General features: G+C 66.8%; 16 protein-coding genes and 1 pseudogene. 5 read left to right on the forward strand and 12 right to left on the reverse strand.

What is annotated here, in order from left to right:
- Positions 1-415 (reverse strand): hypothetical protein (locus CFN17_RS11695; RefSeq protein ID WP_208747877.1); only part of this gene is annotated, 415 nt, incomplete at its 3' end.
- Between the two features lie 821 nt (positions 416-1,236).
- Here CFN17_RS11695 and CFN17_RS11700 point away from each other — a divergent pair.
- A complete protein-coding gene (locus tag CFN17_RS11700) occupies positions 1,237-2,079 on the forward strand; it encodes a DUF308 domain-containing protein (protein ID WP_261792169.1) in 843 nt (280 codons plus the stop codon).
- A gap of 186 nt (positions 2,080-2,265) precedes the next feature.
- Here the strand turns inward: CFN17_RS11700 and CFN17_RS11705 are convergent, their stop codons facing one another.
- From CFN17_RS11705 to CFN17_RS11750, 10 genes are all read right to left on the reverse strand, one after another.
- On the reverse strand, positions 2,266-2,916 hold the full coding sequence (locus tag CFN17_RS11705; protein WP_208751457.1) for an alpha-amylase family glycosyl hydrolase: 651 nt from the start codon (positions 2,914-2,916) through the stop codon (positions 2,266-2,268).
- Positions 2,917-2,982: 66 nt separating this feature from the next.
- Positions 2,983-3,858 (reverse strand): sulfurtransferase, encoded by an 876-nt coding sequence (locus CFN17_RS11710; protein WP_261792170.1) that lies wholly within the window; start codon positions 3,856-3,858, stop codon positions 2,983-2,985.
- Positions 3,859-3,942: 84 nt separating this feature from the next.
- Positions 3,943-5,577 (reverse strand): alpha-amylase family glycosyl hydrolase, encoded by a 1,635-nt coding sequence (locus CFN17_RS11715; protein WP_208747879.1) that lies wholly within the window; start codon positions 5,575-5,577, stop codon positions 3,943-3,945.
- Complete coding sequence (locus CFN17_RS11720; protein WP_261792171.1) at positions 5,574-6,512, reverse strand: carbohydrate ABC transporter permease; 939 nt, start codon at positions 6,510-6,512, stop codon at positions 5,574-5,576. Before CFN17_RS11720 ends, CFN17_RS11715 begins: the two co-directional genes overlap by 4 nt.
- On the reverse strand, positions 6,509-7,570 hold the full coding sequence (locus CFN17_RS11725; RefSeq protein ID WP_261792172.1) for a carbohydrate ABC transporter permease: 1,062 nt from the start codon (positions 7,568-7,570) through the stop codon (positions 6,509-6,511). Before CFN17_RS11725 ends, CFN17_RS11720 begins: the two co-directional genes overlap by 4 nt.
- Positions 7,571-7,670: 100 nt before the next feature.
- On the reverse strand, positions 7,671-8,990 hold the full coding sequence (locus CFN17_RS11730; protein WP_208747880.1) for an ABC transporter substrate-binding protein: 1,320 nt from the start codon (positions 8,988-8,990) through the stop codon (positions 7,671-7,673).
- A 123-nt stretch (positions 8,991-9,113) separates the two neighbouring features.
- Positions 9,114-10,136, reverse strand: a complete 1,023-nt coding sequence (locus CFN17_RS11735) for a LacI family DNA-binding transcriptional regulator (protein WP_208747881.1) — start codon at positions 10,134-10,136, stop codon at positions 9,114-9,116.
- A 135-nt stretch (positions 10,137-10,271) separates the two neighbouring features.
- Positions 10,272-11,237, reverse strand: a complete 966-nt coding sequence (locus CFN17_RS11740) for a lipid kinase (protein WP_208747882.1) — start codon at positions 11,235-11,237, stop codon at positions 10,272-10,274.
- Positions 11,238-11,272: 35 nt separating this feature from the next.
- Complete coding sequence (locus tag CFN17_RS11745) at positions 11,273-12,958, reverse strand: thiamine pyrophosphate-binding protein (RefSeq protein ID WP_208747883.1); 1,686 nt, start codon at positions 12,956-12,958, stop codon at positions 11,273-11,275.
- A gap of 119 nt (positions 12,959-13,077) precedes the next feature.
- Positions 13,078-13,581: an Lrp/AsnC family transcriptional regulator gene (locus CFN17_RS11750; protein WP_208747884.1), complete on the reverse strand. Its 504-nt coding sequence runs from the start codon at positions 13,579-13,581 to the stop codon at positions 13,078-13,080.
- A 93-nt stretch (positions 13,582-13,674) separates the two neighbouring features.
- On the opposite strand from CFN17_RS11750, the gene hisC reads away from it, so the two are divergent.
- Positions 13,675-14,772: a histidinol-phosphate transaminase gene (gene hisC, locus CFN17_RS11755; RefSeq protein WP_208747885.1), complete on the forward strand. Its 1,098-nt coding sequence runs from the start codon at positions 13,675-13,677 to the stop codon at positions 14,770-14,772.
- A 50-nt stretch (positions 14,773-14,822) separates the two neighbouring features.
- On the forward strand, positions 14,823-16,235 hold the full coding sequence (locus CFN17_RS11760) for an amino acid permease (protein WP_208747886.1): 1,413 nt from the start codon (positions 14,823-14,825) through the stop codon (positions 16,233-16,235).
- A 234-nt stretch (positions 16,236-16,469) separates the two neighbouring features.
- Here CFN17_RS11760 and CFN17_RS11765 read toward each other — a convergent pair whose 3' ends face one another.
- Positions 16,470-17,546: a LacI family DNA-binding transcriptional regulator gene (locus tag CFN17_RS11765; RefSeq protein ID WP_208747887.1), complete on the reverse strand. Its 1,077-nt coding sequence runs from the start codon at positions 17,544-17,546 to the stop codon at positions 16,470-16,472.
- A 335-nt stretch (positions 17,547-17,881) separates the two neighbouring features.
- On the opposite strand from CFN17_RS11765, the pseudogene CFN17_RS19815 reads away from it, so the two are divergent.
- A pseudogene (locus CFN17_RS19815) lies at positions 17,882-18,117 on the forward strand (amino acid permease); the annotation flags it as partial.
- 732 nt (positions 18,118-18,849) lie between these two features.
- Positions 18,850-19,782 carry a NaeI family type II restriction endonuclease gene (locus tag CFN17_RS11775; protein ID WP_208747888.1) on the forward strand — a complete coding sequence of 311 codons (933 nt, stop codon included), beginning with the start codon at positions 18,850-18,852 and terminating at the stop codon, positions 19,780-19,782.
- Positions 19,783-19,913: the final 131 nt, after the last annotated feature.

Consider the following 19,913-nt stretch of genomic DNA (forward strand, 5'->3'; position numbering starts at 1 on the left):
CGGCTACCGGGGAGCCTTTGCTATCCACGATTCGGATGGTCGCGGAGTCCAGGGGCGGCATAGTGACTGTGCCGACATCGGCTGCACCGCCGGTTAACGGCTTGGTGACGATCGTGAGTCCTGAACCGACGTTGGTGCGCGCGTATTCGAATACCAGCTGCGGTGACGTTTCAGCTGTGGGGATGCTGAACTGCCCCTTGTCGTTTGTAACTTGGTTGGGGTCCTGAATGCCGCCGGCTACGAAGGCCGGCGCTGCCGCCAGGGGTACGCCCGTTGAATCAACAAGAACACCAGTGACAAGGGGTACCACGGCACTTTCTGCCGAAGGCATGCTCACGAACAGCGCAGCAAGCGACATCACGACGACGGCAGAACCGCTCGTGATGCGCTGCCAGATTGGCGAAGAAGATCTCATACGCCGCCCCCCAATATCAAATAAGTACGGAGACACGAGTACCGCGCCCCACAGAGATACTCGATGGTATCGACACGCCAGGGAAACACCGGCAACCAGCCGATGGGCGTTGCCAGGACGATCAGGAGGATAACTTCAATTCACGTCCCCGTGAGCCGACGACCGACAAGTACCGGCCTCTACGCTCGCCCGGATGACTGGCGTCGGGTTGCAGGCTGCCACAATGCTGGCGGGTATGCCCTTGGTGGCCACGGAGCCGGCGCCGGTGACGCTGTTCACGCCGACGTTTCCCCCGGACGTGCAATGGCGCCCCCGTGGAATCATGCCCTCGGAAGCCTCGATTTGAACCAGTGCCCAGACCGGCCAGACCGATGCGCGGCAATTGACCGCCGGCGTTACGCCCCGCCCGTCTCCGTTGGCGGCGGTGTTCTTGTGGATCCGATGGCGTCGTTGCGACTGGCCTCGGGCCGGAGCCAGGCGTGAGGGCAGTGGACCTTTGCTTGGGACGATTGCAGGCGTCAGTGAACCGTCCCCAATATTCCATCAGCGGAGGCTGTTGTAGCACTGAAATGACTCCGTTGCGCAGCACCTAGATGTTGTTAGCCCGCCACACCGGAGCGGAGGAGAAGCGTAATAATTCCGCCACTTCCGTGTCCCTTTCCTGAAGCTCCCAGCCAATACTCAGGTTTTCCGTTTAGGCGGTTATAGTTCCTCGTGGGGGGATTGATCTGTCTGACCTGACACAAGGCTATATCTCAGTGACACCGCATGGCGGAGAAGCCACCCAGAGAACCAGCCAATCGAGTTAGACAGGAAATGCCATGACAGAGAACACGACGGTGCCCGACGCCAAACGCGAAGACGGGGCGCAGACAGCAGCGACGAAGGCAAAAAAGCCGGTGAACATACTCGGACTTATCGCTCTCATCACATCGGCGCTCGGGTTCATTTTCGCTTGCATGCCCGGTGCTCTCATCGTGGGCTGGGTACTGTTGCCAATCGCATTCGTTCTGGCCCTCGTTTCTCTGTTCCTTAGGGACAAAGCCAAATGGATGGGAATCACTGCCCTGATCGTCTCGATTGTGGGAACGATCGTCGGGTTCGCCGTGTTCTTTTCCGTTGTCGCATCGTCTGTCGACAACGCTTTCGGAAGCGGAGACACCAAAGTCGCCCAGCCGTCCAACAATGCAGGTGCCACTGGCGGAGCCGCAGACGCGAAGCCTGCAGCCAATGCCGGAACCCGCGAGAACCCTTACCCGATCGGCTCGGTTATCGAGTCTAAAGACTGGCGCGTTGTGATCAACTCAGTCACCCTCGCCGCCACGGATGCCGTTGTTACTGCCAACGAATTCAATAAGCCGCCGACCGCAGGGTCGGAGTACATTATGGTGAACTACTCCGCTACTTACATTGGCGATGACGCCAACGGTCAAATGCCCGCCTTCGTGTCCGTTGATTACGTCACAGCGGACGGTAATACTGTCAACGGCCTCGACAAGCTCGTGGTCGCCCCGAAGTCTATCGATACCACGAGCACGCTTTACAAGAATGCGACCGCAACGGGCAACAAAGCCATTGAAGTTCCGACCGCCACGGCCGGGCAAGGCGTCCTCGCCGTCAGGCCGGGCATGCTAGGCGACAAGGTATTCGTCGCCGTCAAATAGCACGTACAGGAAAGGCGCAAAGCCCCCGGCCGCAACCGGGGGCTTTTCTGTGTCGGACTACCGCCAGTGGCAAACTTCGTGATGGTGAGTTGAGCTCCCGACCCAAAGCTGTCCAGAGCGTGCCTCAAGTCCATGTCCCTTGTTCGTGCGCAATCTGACATCGTGGGCCGCCCTGAGGTGATGGCGTCAGTCCTGCAGCACCCAGGCGGCGTTGTTCGGCTGCCGCCAGCCGTCCGCCGCCAGGGGTGCAGCGCTGAGCAGGACCGTTCCGGCAGGCAGCTGCTTGGGCTCGGTGCCTATTGCGACGGCGACGTGGAAGTGTTCGTTGCGTTCGCAGATGAGGAGGTTTCCGGCTTTGACACGCCAGATGCCGCCGTCGTCCGCGGTGAAGACCTCGTTCTTCCACAACTGTCGGCGCAGCTCCAGCGCCGCCTTGGTCAGGCTCAGGGCCGACGTCGCGTCCTGCTGCTGACGTTGGACGGCGTGTGCGCCCCAGCCTTCGGGGACCGGGAGCCACGGATCGGCGGCGGTCTCAGCAACAGAGAACCCAACGTTCCGCGCCCCGTCCTCGGTCCACGGCAACGGGACACGGGTGCCGTCGCGGCAGACGCCGCCGCGGGCCCACATCGGATCCACCGGGGCCTGCACCGGGACGTCGACCTCGGGCAGGCCGAGCTCTTGGCCCTGGTAAAGGTACGCGGCGCCGGGCAGTCCCAGCAGCGCCACGAGGGCGATCCGCGCCCGGGCGGCGCCTAGGGAACCGCCGCCGAAGCGGGTGACGGAGCGGACGATGTCATAGTTTTCCAGCGCCCAGGTCGGGGCGGCGCCGTGCTCCAGACGCGCGGCTTCAAGCTCGTTGCCGACGGCGCCCCACGGGTCGGGGTCGGCCTCGTTAGACGCCGGTCATGTTAGGTCGGGGACGGGAGAGATCCCTCGCTCGGCCCGGCGCTGCGGGTCGGCCGCGTATTCCGACCACCCGCCAGGGTAGAGGCGACCGCGGCCGAGCTCGGCGTGCTCGAGGACCAGGAGGTTGTGGCATGCTGTGATGCCCGAACCGCAGTAGGAGACGACGGCGGAGCCATCCTCGATTCCGGCGCGGGCGAACGCCGCAAGCACCTCGGCGATCGGGCGCAGATGCCCTCTGGCGTCAAGGTTTTCCCGGCACGGGACATTCACTGCGCCGGGGATGTGCCCCGGCTGGGGATCGGTGGGGACTTGGAGAGTGCCGTCGAAACGGTCGGCGTTCCGGGCGTCAACAATGACGCCCTCCCATCCCTTGAGACTCTCAGCCTGCACGAGGAGGTCCGCGGGCCAGGGGGCCGGAGTGAAGCCTGCCGGCGAAGGTTCCACCGGAGCTGTTTCGAGCCGGCCTGCCCACGCAGCGATGCCGCCGTCGAGTAACGCCGCGCGCGTGCCGAGCGCCCTCAGCATCCACACGAGCCGAGCCGCGATGACACCCCCGGCGTCATCGTAGGCGACAACGACCGAGCGGTCGCCAATGCCCAGGGAAGCCATGCCGCGGGCGAAGACCTCAGGTTCGGGAAGCGGGTTGAGCCCCCGCGGGCCGGGGCCGCCCGAGAGCCATGCGTCGAGGTCCACGAAGATGGCGCCCGGGAGGTGCCCGCGGTCGTACGCCGCCCTGCCGGACGAGCCGTCCAGGTACCAGCGAACGTCTGCGACGATGACCTCGTCCCGGTGGCCTGCAAGCCACGCGGCATCAACAAAGGGGGATATTGCAGCGGGCTGCTGGGGCGCGTCCATGAAGGCCACCCTAGACATGCTTCCACCATTCAAGACATTTTGTCTCAAATAGTGAAAGGGCTCGTAATTGCCCCTGCGTACGCCCGGAAGTTACAGCCCGGCTCAGTCCCGGAGCACCCAGACGGCATTGTTCGGCTGCAGCCAGCCGTCCTCTGTCAGCGGCGCGGCACTGAGCAGAACCGTTCCGGCCGGCAGCTTCACGGGTTCCGTTCCCATCGCGACGGCGACGAGGAAGTGCTCGTTGCGTTCGCAGATGAGGAGGTTGCCGGGCTCGACCCGCCAAGTACCGCCGTCGTCCGTGGTGAAGACCTCGTTCTTCCACAACTGCCGGCGCAGCTCCAGCGCCGCCTTGGTCAGGTTCAGGGGGGACGTCGGGTCCTGTTCCTGCCGTTCGACGGCGTGGGTTCCCCAGCCGGCCGGGACCGGCAGCCACGGATCCGCGATGGATTCACCGAGCGAGAACCCGTGGTTCAGCGAAGCGTCCTCCGTCCAGGGCAGCGGGACGCGGGCGCCGTCGCGGCAGACGCCGCCGCGGGCCCACATCGGATCCACCCGGGCCTCCACGGGGACGTCGACCTCGGGCAGCCCGAGCTCCTGGCCCTGGTAGAGGTACGCGGCGCCGGGCAGTCCCAGCAGCGCCACGAGGGCGGCCTGTGCCCGGGGGGCGCCAAGCGAACCGCCGCCGAAGCGGGTGACGGAGCGGACGATGTCATGGTTCTCCAGCGCCCAAGTCGGGGCGGCGCCGTGCTCCAATCGGGCGGCTTCGAGCTCGTTGCCGACGGCGGCCCACGCCTCCGCGTCCCAGCCGAGCTTCACGAACGCGAACGCGAAGGCCTGGTGCATCTCGTCGGCGCGGGTGTAGCGGGCGGCGCGGGCCGGTTCCAGGTTGACCTCGCCCACCAGCAGCCGGTGCGGCTCGTACTTCTCGGCCAGGGTGCGCCAGCGCCGGTAGACCCCGTGGACGTCCTCCTGGTCCGAGACCTGCGGGTTGGACCGCAGCCCGTCGACCACGCCGCCCTCGGACGGCGAATCGGGCAGGCCGTCGGCCTTGAACAGGGCATGTGCGACGTCGATGCGCAGCCCGTCCACGCCCTTGTCGAACCAGAAGCGCAGCACGCCGTCGAAATAATCACCGACGGCGGGATTGCGCCAGTTCCAGTCCGGCTGCCCGGCCGAGAACAGGTGCAGGTACCAGTCTGTGTCCGTCACGGAACCGGGGGTGGCGCGGCTCCAGGCCCGGCCGCCGAACACGCTCTGCCAGTTATTCGGCGGAGTCCCGCCGTCCTGGCCTTCAACAAAGTGGAACATGTCCCGCTCCGGCGAGCCCGGGCCGGCCGCGAGGGCCGCCTGGAACAGCGGGTTCTCCGACGAACAGTGGTTGGGGACGACGTCGAGCAGGACCCGCAGGCCCAGCGCGTGCGCCGCCGAAAGCAGGACATCGAACTGGTCCATGGTGCCGAACAGCGGGTCCACGCCGCAGTAGTCGGTGACGTCGTAGCCCTGGTCCACCTGCGGGGAGGGCTGGAACGGGGTCATCCAGATGCCGTCGACACCGAGCGCGGCGATGTACGGCAGCCGGGCGGTGAGCCCGGCGAGGTCGCCCACGCCGTCGCCGTCGCCGTCGGCGAAGGAACGCGGGTAGACCTCGTAGATGACGGCGGACTGCCACCAGTCCGGCGCGGGCGCCAGCGCCGTCTCCTCGAGCGGGCCCGCCTGCGGGCCGGGAACAGGGCTCATTTGCTCGCGCCCGCCGTGAGGCCTTCGACGATCCGCCGCTGGAAGATCAGCACCATAATCACCAACGGTACGGTGACGATCACGCCGGCGGCCATCTGCTCGCCGAACGGCGCCTGGAATTCGGTGGCGCCGGTGAACTTGGAGATCGCCACCGTGGCTGTCTGGATCCTGGGGTCGTTGATCATGGACAGCGCGATGATGAACTCGTTCCAGCTGTGGATGAAGGTCAGGATCGCGGTGGTGAACACGCCCGGCGCGGCGAGCGGCAGCAGGACCCGGCGGAACGCCTGCCACTTGGTGCAGCCGTCGATCATCGCGGCTTCCTCGAGGTCGAACGGCAGGGCCTTCATGAACGTGGTGAGGTTCCAGACCGCCAGCGGGATCGCGAAGGACAGGCTGGGGACGATCATGGCCTGGTAGGTGTTGATCCAGCCGAGGTCCGTGAAGAGGCGCAGCAGGGGCACCACCACGGAGATGCCGGGGAACATCGACGTCGCGATGATCACGCCGAGGATCAGCGACTTGAAGCGGAAGTTCAGCCGGGAGATCGCGTACGCCGCAAAGACGCCCAGGACCAGCGCGAACGCGGTGGTGGTGCCGGCCACGATCAGGGAGTTCAGCAGGGCCTGGCCGAACATCGTGGAGCCGTCGAACACCTTGACGTAGTTCTCGATCGAGAACGGCTGCGGCAGCAGTGTGTTGTCGAAAATGTCGGCAGTGCGGCGCATGCTGGAGACCAGCATCCAGTAGAACGGCGCCAGGCAGTAGGCGAAGATCAGCGCCAGGCCCAGGTACACGCTGTAGGAGCGCCAGCTGCGCTGTTTTTTCGGTTTGCCGGGGCCGACGACGGCGGCGTCCGCCTTGGGTGCGACGGCGCCCGATGCGCCCGGGGCGCCGGAGTCTTTGGCGGCGTTGCGGAGGTCTGAGATCGTCATCGGGTGGCCTCGGCCTTCTGCGTGCTGGCGGTGGGGGAGTCGGTGCGCTTGGCGCGCTTTCTAGAGGCCAGGCGCAGTTCCTTCGCGCCGGTGACGTCGGCGCCGAGCACCTTCACGAACACAATCGCGACCACCGCCACGTACAGGAAGAGCATCACCGCGAACGCCGAGGCGGAGCCGTAGCGGAGCTGGTTGGATTCGTCCCACGCGAGCATGGAGAGGGTCTCCACGGATTCCTTGCCGGGTCCGATCAGCACGAACGGGAGGTCGAACATGCGCAGCGCGTCGAGCATCCGGAACAGCACGGCGACCAGCAGGGTGGGCTTGACCAAGGGGAGGGTGATGGAGCCGAGCTGGCGCCACCAGCCGGCGCCGTCGATCTTGGCGGCCTCGTAGACTTCGGCGGGGATGACCTGCATGCCGGCGAGGACCAGCAGGCCGATGAACGGGGCGGTCTTCCAGACCTCGGCGATGATGATGGCCGCGCGGGAGGCGTTGCCCTCGGCGGTCCAGAGGATTTCGCTGCCGAGCAGGGTGTTGGCGATGCCGTCGGACTGGAAGATCCAGCGCCACAGCAGGCCGGACACGGCGGTGGGCACGGCCCAGGGGACCAGGATGCTGGCGCGCAGGAAGGACCGGCCGCGGAAGGCACGGTTCATGGCGAGGGCCAGACAGAGGCCCAGGACGGTCTCCAGAAACACGGTGGTGAGGGTGAAGAACGTGGTGTTGCCGAGGGCGTTGAGAAAGCGGCGGCCGGATTCGCCGACGAACAGGTCGGCGTAGTTGGCCAGGCCCACGAACGCGTCGACGTCGGTGACGAAGCCGTCCGCGTCCAGGCCGGACTCGGCGCGGAACAGCGACTGGTGCACCGCGGAGAGCAGCGGGTACAGGATCACCAGGGCCAGGACCAAGAGGGTGGGGGAGAGCAGGAGCGCGGCCATGCGGCCTTCGCCGGAGGTGAGCCTGCCGCGGCGGCTGCGGGTGTCGCGGTTGCGCGGGCTGGCTGATGGGGGCGTGCCGGGCTGCGCGCCGGCGGGCGGGGCGGTCGTCGTCGTCATTCTGGGCACCTCACTGGTGGTGCAGCTGCCCGGCCGGCCGGGGAATTAATCGGCGGGGCCGGCCAGGCAGCTGCTAGGGGGTTGGTATTGCTGGGCCGGACTACTTGGCGGCAAGCTCGGTGAGCTTGGCCTGCATGTCGTTCAAGGCCGTGTCCGTGTCCTTGGCACCGGTGATCGCGGCGTAGGCCTCTTCCTGGATGGCCTTGGTGGTGGCGCCATACTGGACCACCTTGGGCCGCGGCTGGGCGTTGCTCAGCGAGGTCAGCAGGGTGGGGAAGAACGGGCGCTTGGCGACGACGGCGGGGTCCGCGTAGAGCGAGGCGTAGGCCGGGGCGCGGGAGGACAGGGCGAGGCGCTTCTGGGCCTGTTCCTCGCTGGTGAAGAACTTGATGAATTCCAGGGCCGTGGCCTTGTTCTTGGTGAACGGGGACACGGCGAGGTTGCGCCCGCCCAGGGTGGAGACGCCGGGACCGTCGGTGCCCGGGATGGAGGTGACGCCGAACTTGCCGGCCACCTTGCTGGAGCCGTCGGTGGCGCTCAGCGAGGAGTAGAGGAAGGGCCAGTTGCGCAGGAAGACGAGCTTGCCGTCCTGGAACGCGCGGCGGCCCTGCTCTTCGAGATAGGTGATGGCGTCGGAGGGGAAGAGGCCTTCCTTGAAGCCGTCCACCAGCAGGTTCAGGCCCTTCTTGGCCTCGGGGGTGTTGACGGTGGGCTTGCCGTCGGCGTCGACCACCGTGCCGCCGGCGGAGGCCACGGCCTCGGAGAAGTTGACCGTGAGGGCCTCGTTCTTGTCGAACTGGCCGGCGTAGCAGGACATGCCCTTGGCTTCCGGAAGGGCCAGGACGGCCTTGCAGGCGGTCTTCATCTCGTCCCAGGTCTTGGGCGGGGCGGCGATGCCGGCGGCCTTGAGCAGGTCGGAGCGGAAGTAGAACAGGGCGCCGTCGGTGTAGTACGGGGCGCCGTAGAGGGTGTCGCGGTACTTGGCGGCGTTGACGGGGCCGGGGATCATCTTGTCGGTGGGGACGGCGTCGGCCGGCAGCGGCAGGATCCACTTGTTGGCGGCGAACTCGGACGTCCAGACGACGTCGAGGTTCAGCACGCTGAAGGTGTCCGACTTGATCTGGGCGTTCTGGATGAGCTGCTGGCGCTGCTGGTCCGCGGAGTCCGGCAGTTCGATGAACGTGACCTTCTCGTCCGGGTGGGCGGCGTTCCACTCCTCGATGCTCTTGTTCGCGGCCTTCGACGAGTCGCGGGAGGAGACGTAGTTGATGGGGCCCTTGCCCTCGAACGCCACGGCGCTGCCCGGGGCGCTCTTGGCCTCGGGTGCGGTCCCGCCGCAGCCGGTGAGGGCGACGGCGGTCACGGTGAGCGTGGCGGTGGTGGTGAGAAGAGTCTGCCAGGTGCGGCGTCGCTGCCTCATGTGTTGCTCCTTGTCGTTTTTGGGGGGGTGCGGGTGTTTTAGTGCGTGCTGAAGCCCGGCCCCGGGCATGCGGATGCCGCGGGGCCGTTGGTGGGTAAATCGGTGGGTGTTTAGGCGGCCGGGCTAGCCGACCGGTTCCAGGGTGCCGGGCAGTGTTCGGTCTGCCGTTGATGGGTTTGGCGGCGCGGTGGAGCCGCGCTCGATCATCCGGTGCGGCATGATCTTCGGCCCCAGGTCGCGGGAGCGGAGCAGTTTCTTGACCGCCATCCGTCCCATCTCTTCTAGCGGCTGCGCCATGGTGCTCAGCGGCGGGTTCACGTGCCGGGAGGTGGAGGTGTTGTCGAAGCCCAGGACGGACACGTCTTCCGGCACCCGCAGGCCGCGCCTTTGCAGTTCATTGACGACGGCGGCGCCCATCTCGTCGCTGACAGCGAAGATCGCGGTCAGGCCGGGATCCTGGCGCAGCAGGTCGTCGACGCCGGGGGCGCCGCTTTCGTAGAAGAAGGTCCCGGTCCCGGTGACCGGGGTGCACGTGGCCTCGGCCATGGCGCGGAGGTAGCCGCGCTGGCGGGGCTGGGCCACGTAGACCGATGCCGGGTCCCCGGCCAGGAGGCCGATGCGCCGGTGGCCGAGCCGCAGCAGGTGACGGGTCGCGTCATAGGCTGCCTGCTCGTCGTCGATCGCCACGCTGGGGGAGCCCGACTTGTCGCTGATGGCGACGGAGATGATGGGGACGTTCGGCCCCAGCAACTGCCTGGTCTCCGGGGTGATCACCGCGGAGATGAGGATGACGCCGGCGGCCCGGTAGGTCCGCAGCGTCCGGAGATAGCCGGCGATGTAGGCGGACTTTGCCCCGGTGCGGCCCAGCATCACGGCGTAGCCGCGTTCCTGGGCTTCCTCCTCGACGCCCTGCATCACCTGGGAAGCGAGGGCATCCGAAACCATCGGTGCGAGGAGCCCGATGACCGAGGTCTGCCGCGTTTTCAGGCCGCGGGCCAGGGAGTCGGTTTCGTAGCTGAGCTTCCTGACCGCCTCTTCGACCCGCTCCCGGGTTTCTTCGGAGTATCCGACCAGTCCGTTGACTACGCGGGAAACAGTGGCGGGTGAGACGCCGGCGTGCTTGGCGACATCGCGGATTGTTGCCACTGTTCCTCCTCCCTGAGGGCTGCCTGCGGGCGCTGCGTAAGCCGTGATGATGGCGGTCACGCAAACGGTTTACGTAAACGGTTTCGTAAGGTGCAGGATCAACAGTAAGGGCAGACGTGCCGAAGGCGTGACTGTTTAGGAAACAACGCCCTCAGGAGGGCCCGCGGCGCCCGGTCCGTCGAACACTGCGCTCGTGCTGCTCTGGGGCACCACCACGTGGACGGCGTTGCGCTGGACGGTGAAATCGGTGGGCGTGGCGGTGGCGATCTCGCCGTCGAGGTTCACCGGCAGCGGCTGGTCGGTGACCAGCCGGACCTTCGTGGTGGTCAGGTGGTACACCCGGTCGTGTTTGATGAAGCTTCCGTCCTTGAGCAGCCGTGCGATGCTCACGTGCTCCCGCAGAGGGCCCGCCAGGATGGCGTAGATATCAAGGATGTGGTCATCGATTCCCGCAGTGGGGGAGACGGTGTTGCCGCCGCCGTAATGCCGGCCGTTGCCGACCGCCACCTGCAGCAGGTCCTCAAGCTCCAGCGGCTCGTGGTCGCCCTCCGGAAACTCGAGGCGGGCCCGGAACGGCTTGTGCCGGGCATATGCCCGAACCGTGGCGATGCTGTAGGCCAGTGGCCCGAGGGACCGCTTCAGGCGGGGGCTGAGCGCCTCGGTCACCGCCACCGAGAGGCCCACGGATGCGACGTTGAGGAACGGCTCACCGTTGGCCCGGCCGAGGTCGATGTCCACCACCTTGCCTTCGGCGACGGTGGCGCACGCCCCGGCAAGATCGTTGGGTATCTCCAGCGTGCGGGCGAAGTCGTTGGCGGTGCCCAGTGGAAGCACACCGAGGACAACGTTGGTGCCGGCCACCCGGCCGGCGGCGTAGGAGACCGTCCCGTCCCCGCCGCCCACAACCACAAGGTCATGCCCGTCCGCAAGCACCCGGTCAAGCGTCCCGGCCAGGTCTGCCCCCGACCGCACCTGGTGCACGGCGGAGATCGGCACGCCGGCCGTGCGCATCGCGTCCACGGCAGGTTCGTGTGATGCCCCCCGGCGGGAACCGGCGTTGATCACAACGGCGGCGGAGCGTGCGTCCCGGGGAGCCTTCATGAAAATCATGCTAGCCCGCGGACCTGTGAATTCCGTCAGCCGGCCACCGCCGCCTTCGCGGCCTGCGAGGCCGCCATCCACTCGCTCAGCCACGGGGCCCGGACGCTGGAGGTGATCCGGCAGTCGGCCACGAAGGTTCCCCGGGCGCCGGCGTCGATCCAGTCGGTGAGCGCGGAAAGGTCCGCCAGCGAGCGGATGATCGCCGATTCGGCACCCAGCGCCCGGGCGACGCCGCTGAAGTCCACCTCGGGGATCAGCATGGGCTTCTCGGTCAGGCCCTGGGACCCGTACTGGTGGATTTCGGCTCCGTAGGCGGCGTCGTTGTAGATCACGACGACGGCGCTGCTGGCGGCGCCGATCAGCGATTCGAGGTCGGACAGGCCCATGAGGAACCCGCCGTCGCCGGAGGCCAGCACCAGGGTGCGGCCGTCCTCCACCGCGCGGGCGGCGCCGACGGCGCTGGCAAGGCCCAGCCCGATGGTCTGGTACGCCGTCCCCACCATGACCAGGTCCTGCGGCCTCGGGATGCGCCAGTACATGGGCGCCCAGCCGACAAAGTGCCCGCCGTCCTGGACCACCGTGCGGCGCTCCGGCAGCACCGCATCCAATGCGGTGGCGAGGGAGCGCGGGTCCAGCCGGCCGTCCGGCGTCTCCGCGGAGCCCGGGTGGTGGGCCGGGCCTTCGGCCAGGCGTTTGCGGGCCTCCGCGCGCCAGGCTCCAGCGGTGCCGGCGGCCGGCGAAGCCGGGCCATCCAGCATCTTGAGGATGCGTGCCGCAGCAGACTTCACGTCCGCGCTGACGAACGTGTCCACCCGGGGGTGCGTCGGCTGGAGGGCGGCGTCGATCTGGATGACCGTGCTGTCCGGGCCGAGCAGGTGCCCGAACCGCATGGTGAAGGGGCTCAGGCTTGCGCCCGCCACGAGGACCACGTCGGCCTCACCCATGAGCCCGGCCGCGGTGTCGGTGCCGAAGCCGCCCGCGACGCCGAGATAGCCGTCGCCCTGGAGGAGGTTGAGCGCCAGCGCTGTTCCGGCGGTCAGCGCGCCGAGGCGGTCGGCGAGTTCCCGGAGCTCCGGGCCGGCGCCGGCGAGGTGCGCGCCGCGTCCGGCCAGGATCAGCGGACGCTGCGCCCCGGCGAGCAGGCGGGCTGCCTGCGCAAGGTTGCCGTGGCCGCCGCCGTCGACGTCGTCACTTCCGGCCGGTGCCAGCGGCGCCGGAAGCTCTTCATCGGCCGCCTCGAGTGCCGCGAGGTCGTAGGGGATGGCAATCACGACGGCGGTGCGCCTGGTGAGTGCGTACTCCACGGCCTGCTGCGTGATGGAACCCGCGGCGTCGCGGGTGACGGTGAAGGTGGCCGCGCCGAGGCCCGCGGCGATGGCTGCCTGGTCCACGTCCTGGGGGCGGGCGCCGGTGCTCGGAGCATCCCCGGTGACCAGCACGACGGGGATTTGTGCCTGGACCGCTTCGGCCAGGGCGGTGAGCGCGTTGGTGTAGCCGGGGCCGTAGGTGGTGGTGCCCGCGGCGAGACGGCCCGACGTCCGGTAGTAGGCGTCGGCCGCGGCGATGGCGGCGCCCTCATGCCGGACGGCGGAGAAGTGGAGCCCCAGCTTCTCGGCGGCATCCAGGAAGTGGACGTTTCCGTTGCCCATCACACCGAAGAGATCAGTGAGGTAGCTGCTGAGAACCTGTGCCACGCGGCCGGAAACGGTGAGTGAAGTCATGCAGGAAGTGTGTGTGCTGGGTCACGAATCGGCAAGAGCGTTGCCCTTAGATGGGATTTTTGGCAGTCCAACGGCGCAGGAAGTGAAAATCTGCACACTCGTGGTCCGGGCCAGGCGCCTTAGTCGGCGGGGCGGGATTCCTGCTCCGAGAGCCGGGCCAGGAGGCCGTCGTAGCGCGGGGGCATCAGTTCCAGCACGGAAATGGCGGTACTGGTCCGCTGGATGCCGTCGATCTCCAGGATCTGGTTGGTGATGCGGTAGAGGTCGGCCGTGCCGCGGGCCACCACCTTGGCCATGAGGTCCGCATCCCCGGTGGTGGCGTGCACCTCGATGACCTCCGGGATCGCGGCGAGCCCGTCCTCCACCGCTCCGGTGCGCGTCTGGCTGATGGACAACGAGAGGAAGGCCATCAGCTCATAGCCCAGCGCCGCGGGGTCCAGTCGGCGACTGAACGACCGGAGGGCGCCGCTACGCTCGAGCCGCGCCAGCCGTGCATGGACAGTGTTCCGGGCGACGCCGAGCGTCCGCGAGAGTGCCAGGGCGCTGGCTTCGGGATCCTTGTCCATGGCCAGGATGATCCTGCCGTCCAGGGAATCCAGGGTGCGAGAGTTCGGGTTGGTCATATTTTCACCGCAAACAATAGAAGTTGAGCAGAAGTCCCAATGGAATGAGCGTATCTTGCATTGTGCGGCGGGTCACAATCATGATCGGTCCTCATGACCCATGATCAGCTCCTCACCGCACCGGACACCGCGCTTCCCACCCTTCGCGGGGCTGTGGCCGGACTTCCGACCTACGTTCCGGGACGGCGGAGTGCCGGCCTGGACATTGCCGCCCTCGCCAGCAACGAAAGCCACTACGAGCCGCTGCCCGCGGCCGCCGCCGCCGTGACCGAAGCGGCCGGCACCATGAACCGCTACCCGGACAGCGCCGCCGTCGAACTCCGCGAACGGCTGGCCCGGCACCTGGGCGTCACCGTCGGGGAGGTCGCGGTGGGGCCCGGCAGCGTGGGGGTCCTCCAGCAGATCATCACCGGACTGTGCGACGCCGGCGACGAAGTGATCTTCGCCTGGCGCTCCTTCGAGGCGTACCCCATCCTGGTGGAGCTGGCCGGCGCCCGGCCGGTCCGCATCCCGCTGGACGACGCCGAGGGCCACGACCTCGAGGCCATGGCTGCCGCCGTCACCGACCGCACCAAGGTGATCCTGCTCTGCACCCCCAACAATCCCACGGGCGTGCCGATCAGCCACGAGCGCATCGAGGCCTTCCTGCAGTCCGTCCGGTCCGACATCCTCGTGGTGGTCGATGAGGCCTACGTGGAGTACGCCGACGCGGGCAGCGGCCCCAATTCCCTGGCGCTCTACCGCCGGTACCCGAACGTCTGCATCCTGCGCACCTTCTCGAAGGCCTACGGACTGGCCGGCCTGCGCGTGGGCTACGCCGTGGCCGCGCCGGCCATCGCCCAGGGACTGCGCCGCACCGCCCTGCCCTTTTCCGTGAGCGCGCTGGCCCAGAAGGCGGCCATCGCGTCCCTCGACGCCGGGGATGAGATGGAAGTGCGGGTTGCAGCCGTCAAGCAGGAGCGCGCCCGGATGGCCGCGCAGCTGGAAGCGCAGGGCTGGAAACTGCAGCCAAGCCAGGGCAATTTCCTGTGGATCCGCGCGGATGACACCCTCCGGGCAAGGCTGGTGGACGCGTTCGACCGCGCAGACATCCTGGTCCGGGCGTACCAGGGCGACGGCCTGCGGATCACCGTGGCCGATGCCGCCTCCAACGACCGCGTGCTCCGGCTCCTGGCAGCCCACGCAGGCTGAACTCCTCCTGACCTTTACCAACCCGTTCCACCAACAACCAGAGGACTCCCATGGAACAACAGACAACGACGTCTGGCCGCGCACTGGGCGCGGCACTCAAACCCCGCCAGCTCACCATGATGGGCCTGGGAAGCGCCATCGGCGCGGGCCTGTTCATCGGCTCCGGTGCCGGCATCCAGGCGGCCGGCCCGGCCGTGCTGATCTCCTACCTCGTCGCCGGCACGCTGATCATCCTCGTGATGTGGGCGCTCGGCGAGATGGCCGCCGCCAACCCGGACAGCGGCGCCTTCTCCGTCTATACCGCGAAGGCGTACGGGCCGGTGGCCGGCGCCACGGTGGGCTGGCTGTGGTGGGTGCAGCTGGTGGTGGTCATCGCGGCCGAGGCGCTCGGTGCCGCGGCCCTGCTGGCCACCATCTTCCCGGCCCTGCCGGTGTGGCTGATGGCTTTCGTGTTCATTGTGGTGCTTACGGCCGTGAACCTGACCAGCGTCAAGAACTTCGGCGAATTCGAGTTCTGGTTCGCCCTGCTCAAGGTGGCGGCGATCGTCGGGTTCCTGGCGGTGGGCGCTGCGCTGCTCTTCGGCTGGCTGCCGGGCGTGCCGTCGCCGGGCCTGTCCAACTTCACGGGCGCCGGGTTCGCGCCCAGCGGCTTTGCCGGGATCGCGACGGCGCTGTTCGTGGTGGCGTTCGCGTTCGGCGGCACCGAGATTGTCTCCGTCGCCGCAGCTGAGACCGCCGAGCCTGCCCGCAGCGTGAAGAAGGCAGTCCGCACCGTGCTGTGGCGCATCCTGGTCTTCTACATCGGCGCCATCTTTGTGATCGCCGCGGTGGTTCCGGTGGGGTCGGCGGGGCTGAAGAGCCCTTTCGCCGCCGTGTTGGACGCCGCCGGCATGCCCGGCGCTGCCACCGCCATCACCCTGGTGGCCGTCGCTGCGCTGCTGTCGGCCCTCAACGCCAACCTCTATGGCGCGTCTCGGATGGCGTACTCCCTCGCGGAGCGCGGCGAGGCACCACGGGTGCTGGCCTCGGTGTCCAAGGCGCGGGTCCCGGTGGTGGCCGTCCTGGCCAGCGTCGCCTTCGGCATTGTCACGGTCGTACTGGAGCTGGCCTTCCCCGACATGGTCCTTCCGGTCCTGCTCAACATCGTGGGCTCGACGTGCCTGCTGGTGTGGACGTCCGCCCTCCTGGCCCAGCTCGCGCTGCGCCTCCGCGCCGACCGCGCGGGCACGGAGCTTCCCCTGCGGATGCCCGGCTTCCCGGGGCTCACGGTGTTTGGCCTGGTGATCCTCGCGGCGATCTTCACGGTGGGCTTCATCGGCGAGGACTCCCGTCCCCAGCTCCTGAGCACGTTCGGGCTTGTGGCGGTTCTTGCGAGTGGGTGCTGGCTGAACCAGCGGAACCGTAAGGTTGCGCCGGTTGGGGAGTCCTCGGAGGACGCCAAGGAGCCTGTGCTGATCGACTAGATCACGTGCTGCGGACCCGCATGGCGGTCCGGTGCACGCGGAGGGCGCGTCCGGCTTTGGCCGGGCGCGCCCTTCGCAATGCTTTGCCGACACCGCCGGCTTCAACACCATCTCCGCCGGCGCGCCATCATCGCATACTCGTTCGGCGCAGGCCACCGTCTCCATCCTGCTGTACGCGATGGGCTGCGACTCCGTCCTGCCCGAGGCAGTCATCGGCATATTCCAAGGTCACCGTCAGCCGTGGACCGAGGTCGGCGACGGCGCTGAACGTCGCTTCGAGCCGGGAGGAGCCCACGGACGATGCCGCGAAACGGGTAGGCAATGACGCGGTACCGGGGTGCCGGGCGGTGCGGTGGAGCCGCGCTCGATGAGCCGGTGCGGCATGATCTTGGGTCCGAGGTCGCGTGAGCGGAGAAGTTTCTTGACCGCCATCCGGCCCATCTCCTCGAGCGGCTGCGCCATGGTGCTCAACGGCGGGTTCACGTGCCGGGGGGTGGAGGTGTTGTCGAAGCCCAGGTCGGAGACGTCCTCCGGCACCCGGAGCCCGCGGCGCTGCAGTTCGTTGACGACGGCGGTGCCCATTTCGTCGCTCACCGCGAAGATCGCGGTCAGGCCGGGATCGTGGCGCAGCAGTTCGTCGACGCCGGGCGCGCCGCTTTCGTAGAAGAAGGTCCCGGTGGCGGCGACGGGCGTGCACTTGGCCTCGGTCATGGCGCGGAGGTAGCCGCGCCGGCGGGGGTGGGCCACGTGGACCGACGCCGGGTCCCCGGTGAGCAGGCCGATGCGCCGGTGCCCGAGCCGCAGCAGGTGCCGGGTCGCGTCGTAGGCTGCTTGCTCGTCGTCGATGGCTACGCTGGGGGAGCCGGACTTGTCGCTGATGGCGACGGAGATGATGGGAATGCTGGGGCCCAGCAGTTGCCGCGTCTCCGGCGTGATCACCGCGGAGATGAGGATGACGCCGGCGGCCCGGTAGGTCCGCAGCGTGCGGAGGTAGCCGGCGATGTAGGCGGACTTGGCGCCGGTGCGGCCGAGCATCACGGCGTAGCCGCGCTCCGGGGCTTCCTCCTCGACGCCCTGCATCACTTGGGAGGCGAGGGCGTCCGAGACCATCGGTGCGAGGAGTCCGATGACCGAGGTCTGCCGGGTATTCAGGCCCCGGGCGAGGTGGTCCGTTTCGTAGCTGAGCTTCCTGACCGCGGCCTCGACTCGTTCCCTTGTTTCGTCGGAATAGCCGACCAGTCCGTTGACCACGCGGGAAACAGTGGCGGGGGAGACGCCGGCGTGCTTGGCCACGTCGCGGATGGTAGCCACTGCTCCTCCTCCCTGAGGGTGCCTGGTTGGTTGCGGAAACCGTCGTGATGACAGTCACGCAAACGGTTTACGTAAACGGTTTCGTTCGGTGCAGGATCAACAGTAGGGGGAGACGTGCCGAAGGCGTGACTGTTTAGGAAACAACGCTCTCAGGAGGCGCCGCGGCGCCCCCTCCGTAGAACAATGCGTCAGTGCTGCTTTGGGGCACCATGGCGTGGACGGCGTCGCTGGGCGGTGAAGTCAATGGACGCTGCGTGGAGATCTCGCCGACGAGGTTCACGGCAGCGGCTGGTCCGAGAGCAGCCGGACCCCTGAAACCCCGCCAGCTCACCATGATGGGGCTGGGAAGCGCCATCGGCGCGGGCCTGTTCATCGGCTCGGGCGCGGGCATCCAGCTGCCGGCCCGGCGGTGCTGATCTCGTACCTCGTGGTCGGCACCCTCATCATCCTGGTGATGTGGGCGCTCGGCGAGACGGCCGCCGCCAACCCGGACAGTGGCACCTTCTCCGTCTACCCCGCCAAGGTCTACGGGCGGGTGACGGGCGCCACTGTGGGTTGGCTCGCTTGGATTGCGCAATAACCCTGCGGGCGCTTGCAGACCGCGTTGACAGTCGGCCTCTGCCGCTTTGCCGGCACATGACTTGGTAGAAAGTGAGTGGGCGGCACTCGATGACCTCACGGATATTGATCGTCCGACTTTCTTAATGAACCAAACGGTGCTGTGTGGGCGGCTACACGACTAAGCAGGCTCGGGCAGTGTGAAAGCGTTTGACAATTGGCTGAGAAATTCGGGTTGCGGCAATCTACGTCCTATGTGGAGATGAAACCCAACGGGACAGACATCCGTAGGACAACAAACTTGCCTACTGCCGTGCGTAACATGATTCACCACCCGGAAAATCAGAGGAGAATTTTATCCGACACTGACCTAAGCGACAGCATTGAACTCCCTCCAGGCATAGCAAAGCGCCTCGCACCGCCACTTCCCGGCCTAACCTAAGCTTGCGGCTGGAGGCGCCTGCAGCTGCTTATCGAACAGCACCTTGGTCATGTGGGACAGGCTCGCGGACGTGGTTGTCCGCTATGGCAGGCCTGTCCCCGAGCAGGTGACGGTCTCGCGCTGCCCGTGCGGGCGGTCCGCCCGGCGTTACAGGGGCCCTCCGTGCTGTTGCCCGTAGTGCACGCTCAAACCGGCATCCCCAGTCCTACATGAAGACTGTAATCGGCGTCCTTCAACTAAAGCGCCTGCCAAAGGTTCAGTCCGTGGAACGGCAAGAGTCAAAAATCCCTTATGCTTCATCAAATGAGTCAGACCAGCCTACCGCTTCCCAGTCCTGGAGATTGGTGCCAGCCCGATGAGCGACGCTCGGGCATTCGATCCGCGCATGAGATTCAGTCACCTGAATTTGATCTCGACCTGTGGCGCGTATACGAATGGCTTCTTGATCGGCCGATTGGAGAGTTGCTACGTATAGCAACCGATGATGCAGTGAAATATGTTTTGGACGGCGCGCGGACATGGAGATTCGACCTTAGCGATCAGTCCGTCGACTCAGATGAGCGTGCATCCGTTGGTGTGAAGCTTCAGTACCATGTGATCCAAAAATTAGGATTGTCGAAAGAACCGCCCTTGGACACGTCGATCTTGGGAACTGCTGTTGAGATTAAGGGGACAGTCAGAAATACGTGGATGATCCCGCGGGAGGGACAATGCGAGGTGACGTTGCTAATCCGCATTGACGCGGTCAACCATACTTTTGCGGCATGGCTAATGCGGACCCACCGAGCCTGGTTGACCGGCAAGAAGGGAAACCGGGATCTCAAACGTTCACCCCGCGCGGAGGCCGTGCGCCGCTACGCACTTGAGGTTGTCCCATGGACGGATCTGCCGCCAGAACCGCTTCGATTACTCAACCATGAGCAGCTTAAAGTCATTTTTCATGAGAAAAATGGCCTACGTCGTCGGCTGACAGCATTGTTCGAGTTTCTACCCATGGTAGTAGTACCCCGTGAGTCGATATCGGTGGTCGGCGCTGGACTAAGGGACCCCATGAGGAGGGCACGTGAAGTCAAGAACGATCTGCGTTCGAAGGGCCTGATCCTCCTCGTAGGAACCTGGAAGCGCGAACGGAAGGCAGCCGAGGAATGCGGTTTCGACCTCCCGGATGAAGCGTGGGTAGCCGTCCCTCTGGAGCGATTCCAAGAACTGAGTGTGTCCGTTCCCCCACTGAATTAGGTTGGGACGTGGAATCGGCCTCAGGACGGTCATCCTGGGAGCGTTTCCGGGACGGCGACCCGCTCTCTTCACTTGCAAGTGGAAGCCTAGGGATTGTCGACCCCGGGCATTGGCATGTCCCGTATGCTAAC

This window comes from Arthrobacter sp. PM3, from assembly GCF_003352915.1.
Lineage (GTDB): Bacteria > Actinomycetota > Actinomycetes > Actinomycetales > Micrococcaceae > Arthrobacter.

Coding starts and splice junctions, on each gene's coding strand:
- CFN17_RS11700 (WP_261792169.1), top strand. CDS start 1,237: ATGACAGAGAACACGACGGTGCCCGACGCCAAACGCGAAGACGGGGCG.
- CFN17_RS11710 (WP_261792170.1), bottom strand. CDS start 3,858: ATGTCTAGGGTGGCCTTCATGGACGCGCCCCAGCAGCCCGCTGCAATA.
- CFN17_RS11715 (WP_208747879.1), bottom strand. CDS start 5,577: ATGAGCCCTGTTCCCGGCCCGCAGGCGGGCCCGCTCGAGGAGACGGCG.
- CFN17_RS11720 (WP_261792171.1), bottom strand. CDS start 6,512: ATGACGATCTCAGACCTCCGCAACGCCGCCAAAGACTCCGGCGCCCCG.
- CFN17_RS11725 (WP_261792172.1), bottom strand. CDS start 7,570: ATGACGACGACGACCGCCCCGCCCGCCGGCGCGCAGCCCGGCACGCCC.
- CFN17_RS11730 (WP_208747880.1), bottom strand. CDS start 8,990: ATGAGGCAGCGACGCCGCACCTGGCAGACTCTTCTCACCACCACCGCC.
- CFN17_RS11740 (WP_208747882.1), bottom strand. CDS start 11,237: ATGAAGGCTCCCCGGGACGCACGCTCCGCCGCCGTTGTGATCAACGCC.
- CFN17_RS11745 (WP_208747883.1), bottom strand. CDS start 12,958: ATGACTTCACTCACCGTTTCCGGCCGCGTGGCACAGGTTCTCAGCAGC.
- CFN17_RS11750 (WP_208747884.1), bottom strand. CDS start 13,581: ATGACCAACCCGAACTCTCGCACCCTGGATTCCCTGGACGGCAGGATC.
- hisC (WP_208747885.1), top strand. CDS start 13,675: ATGACCCATGATCAGCTCCTCACCGCACCGGACACCGCGCTTCCCACC.
- CFN17_RS11760 (WP_208747886.1), top strand. CDS start 14,823: ATGGAACAACAGACAACGACGTCTGGCCGCGCACTGGGCGCGGCACTC.
- CFN17_RS11775 (WP_208747888.1), top strand. CDS start 18,850: ATGAGTCAGACCAGCCTACCGCTTCCCAGTCCTGGAGATTGGTGCCAG.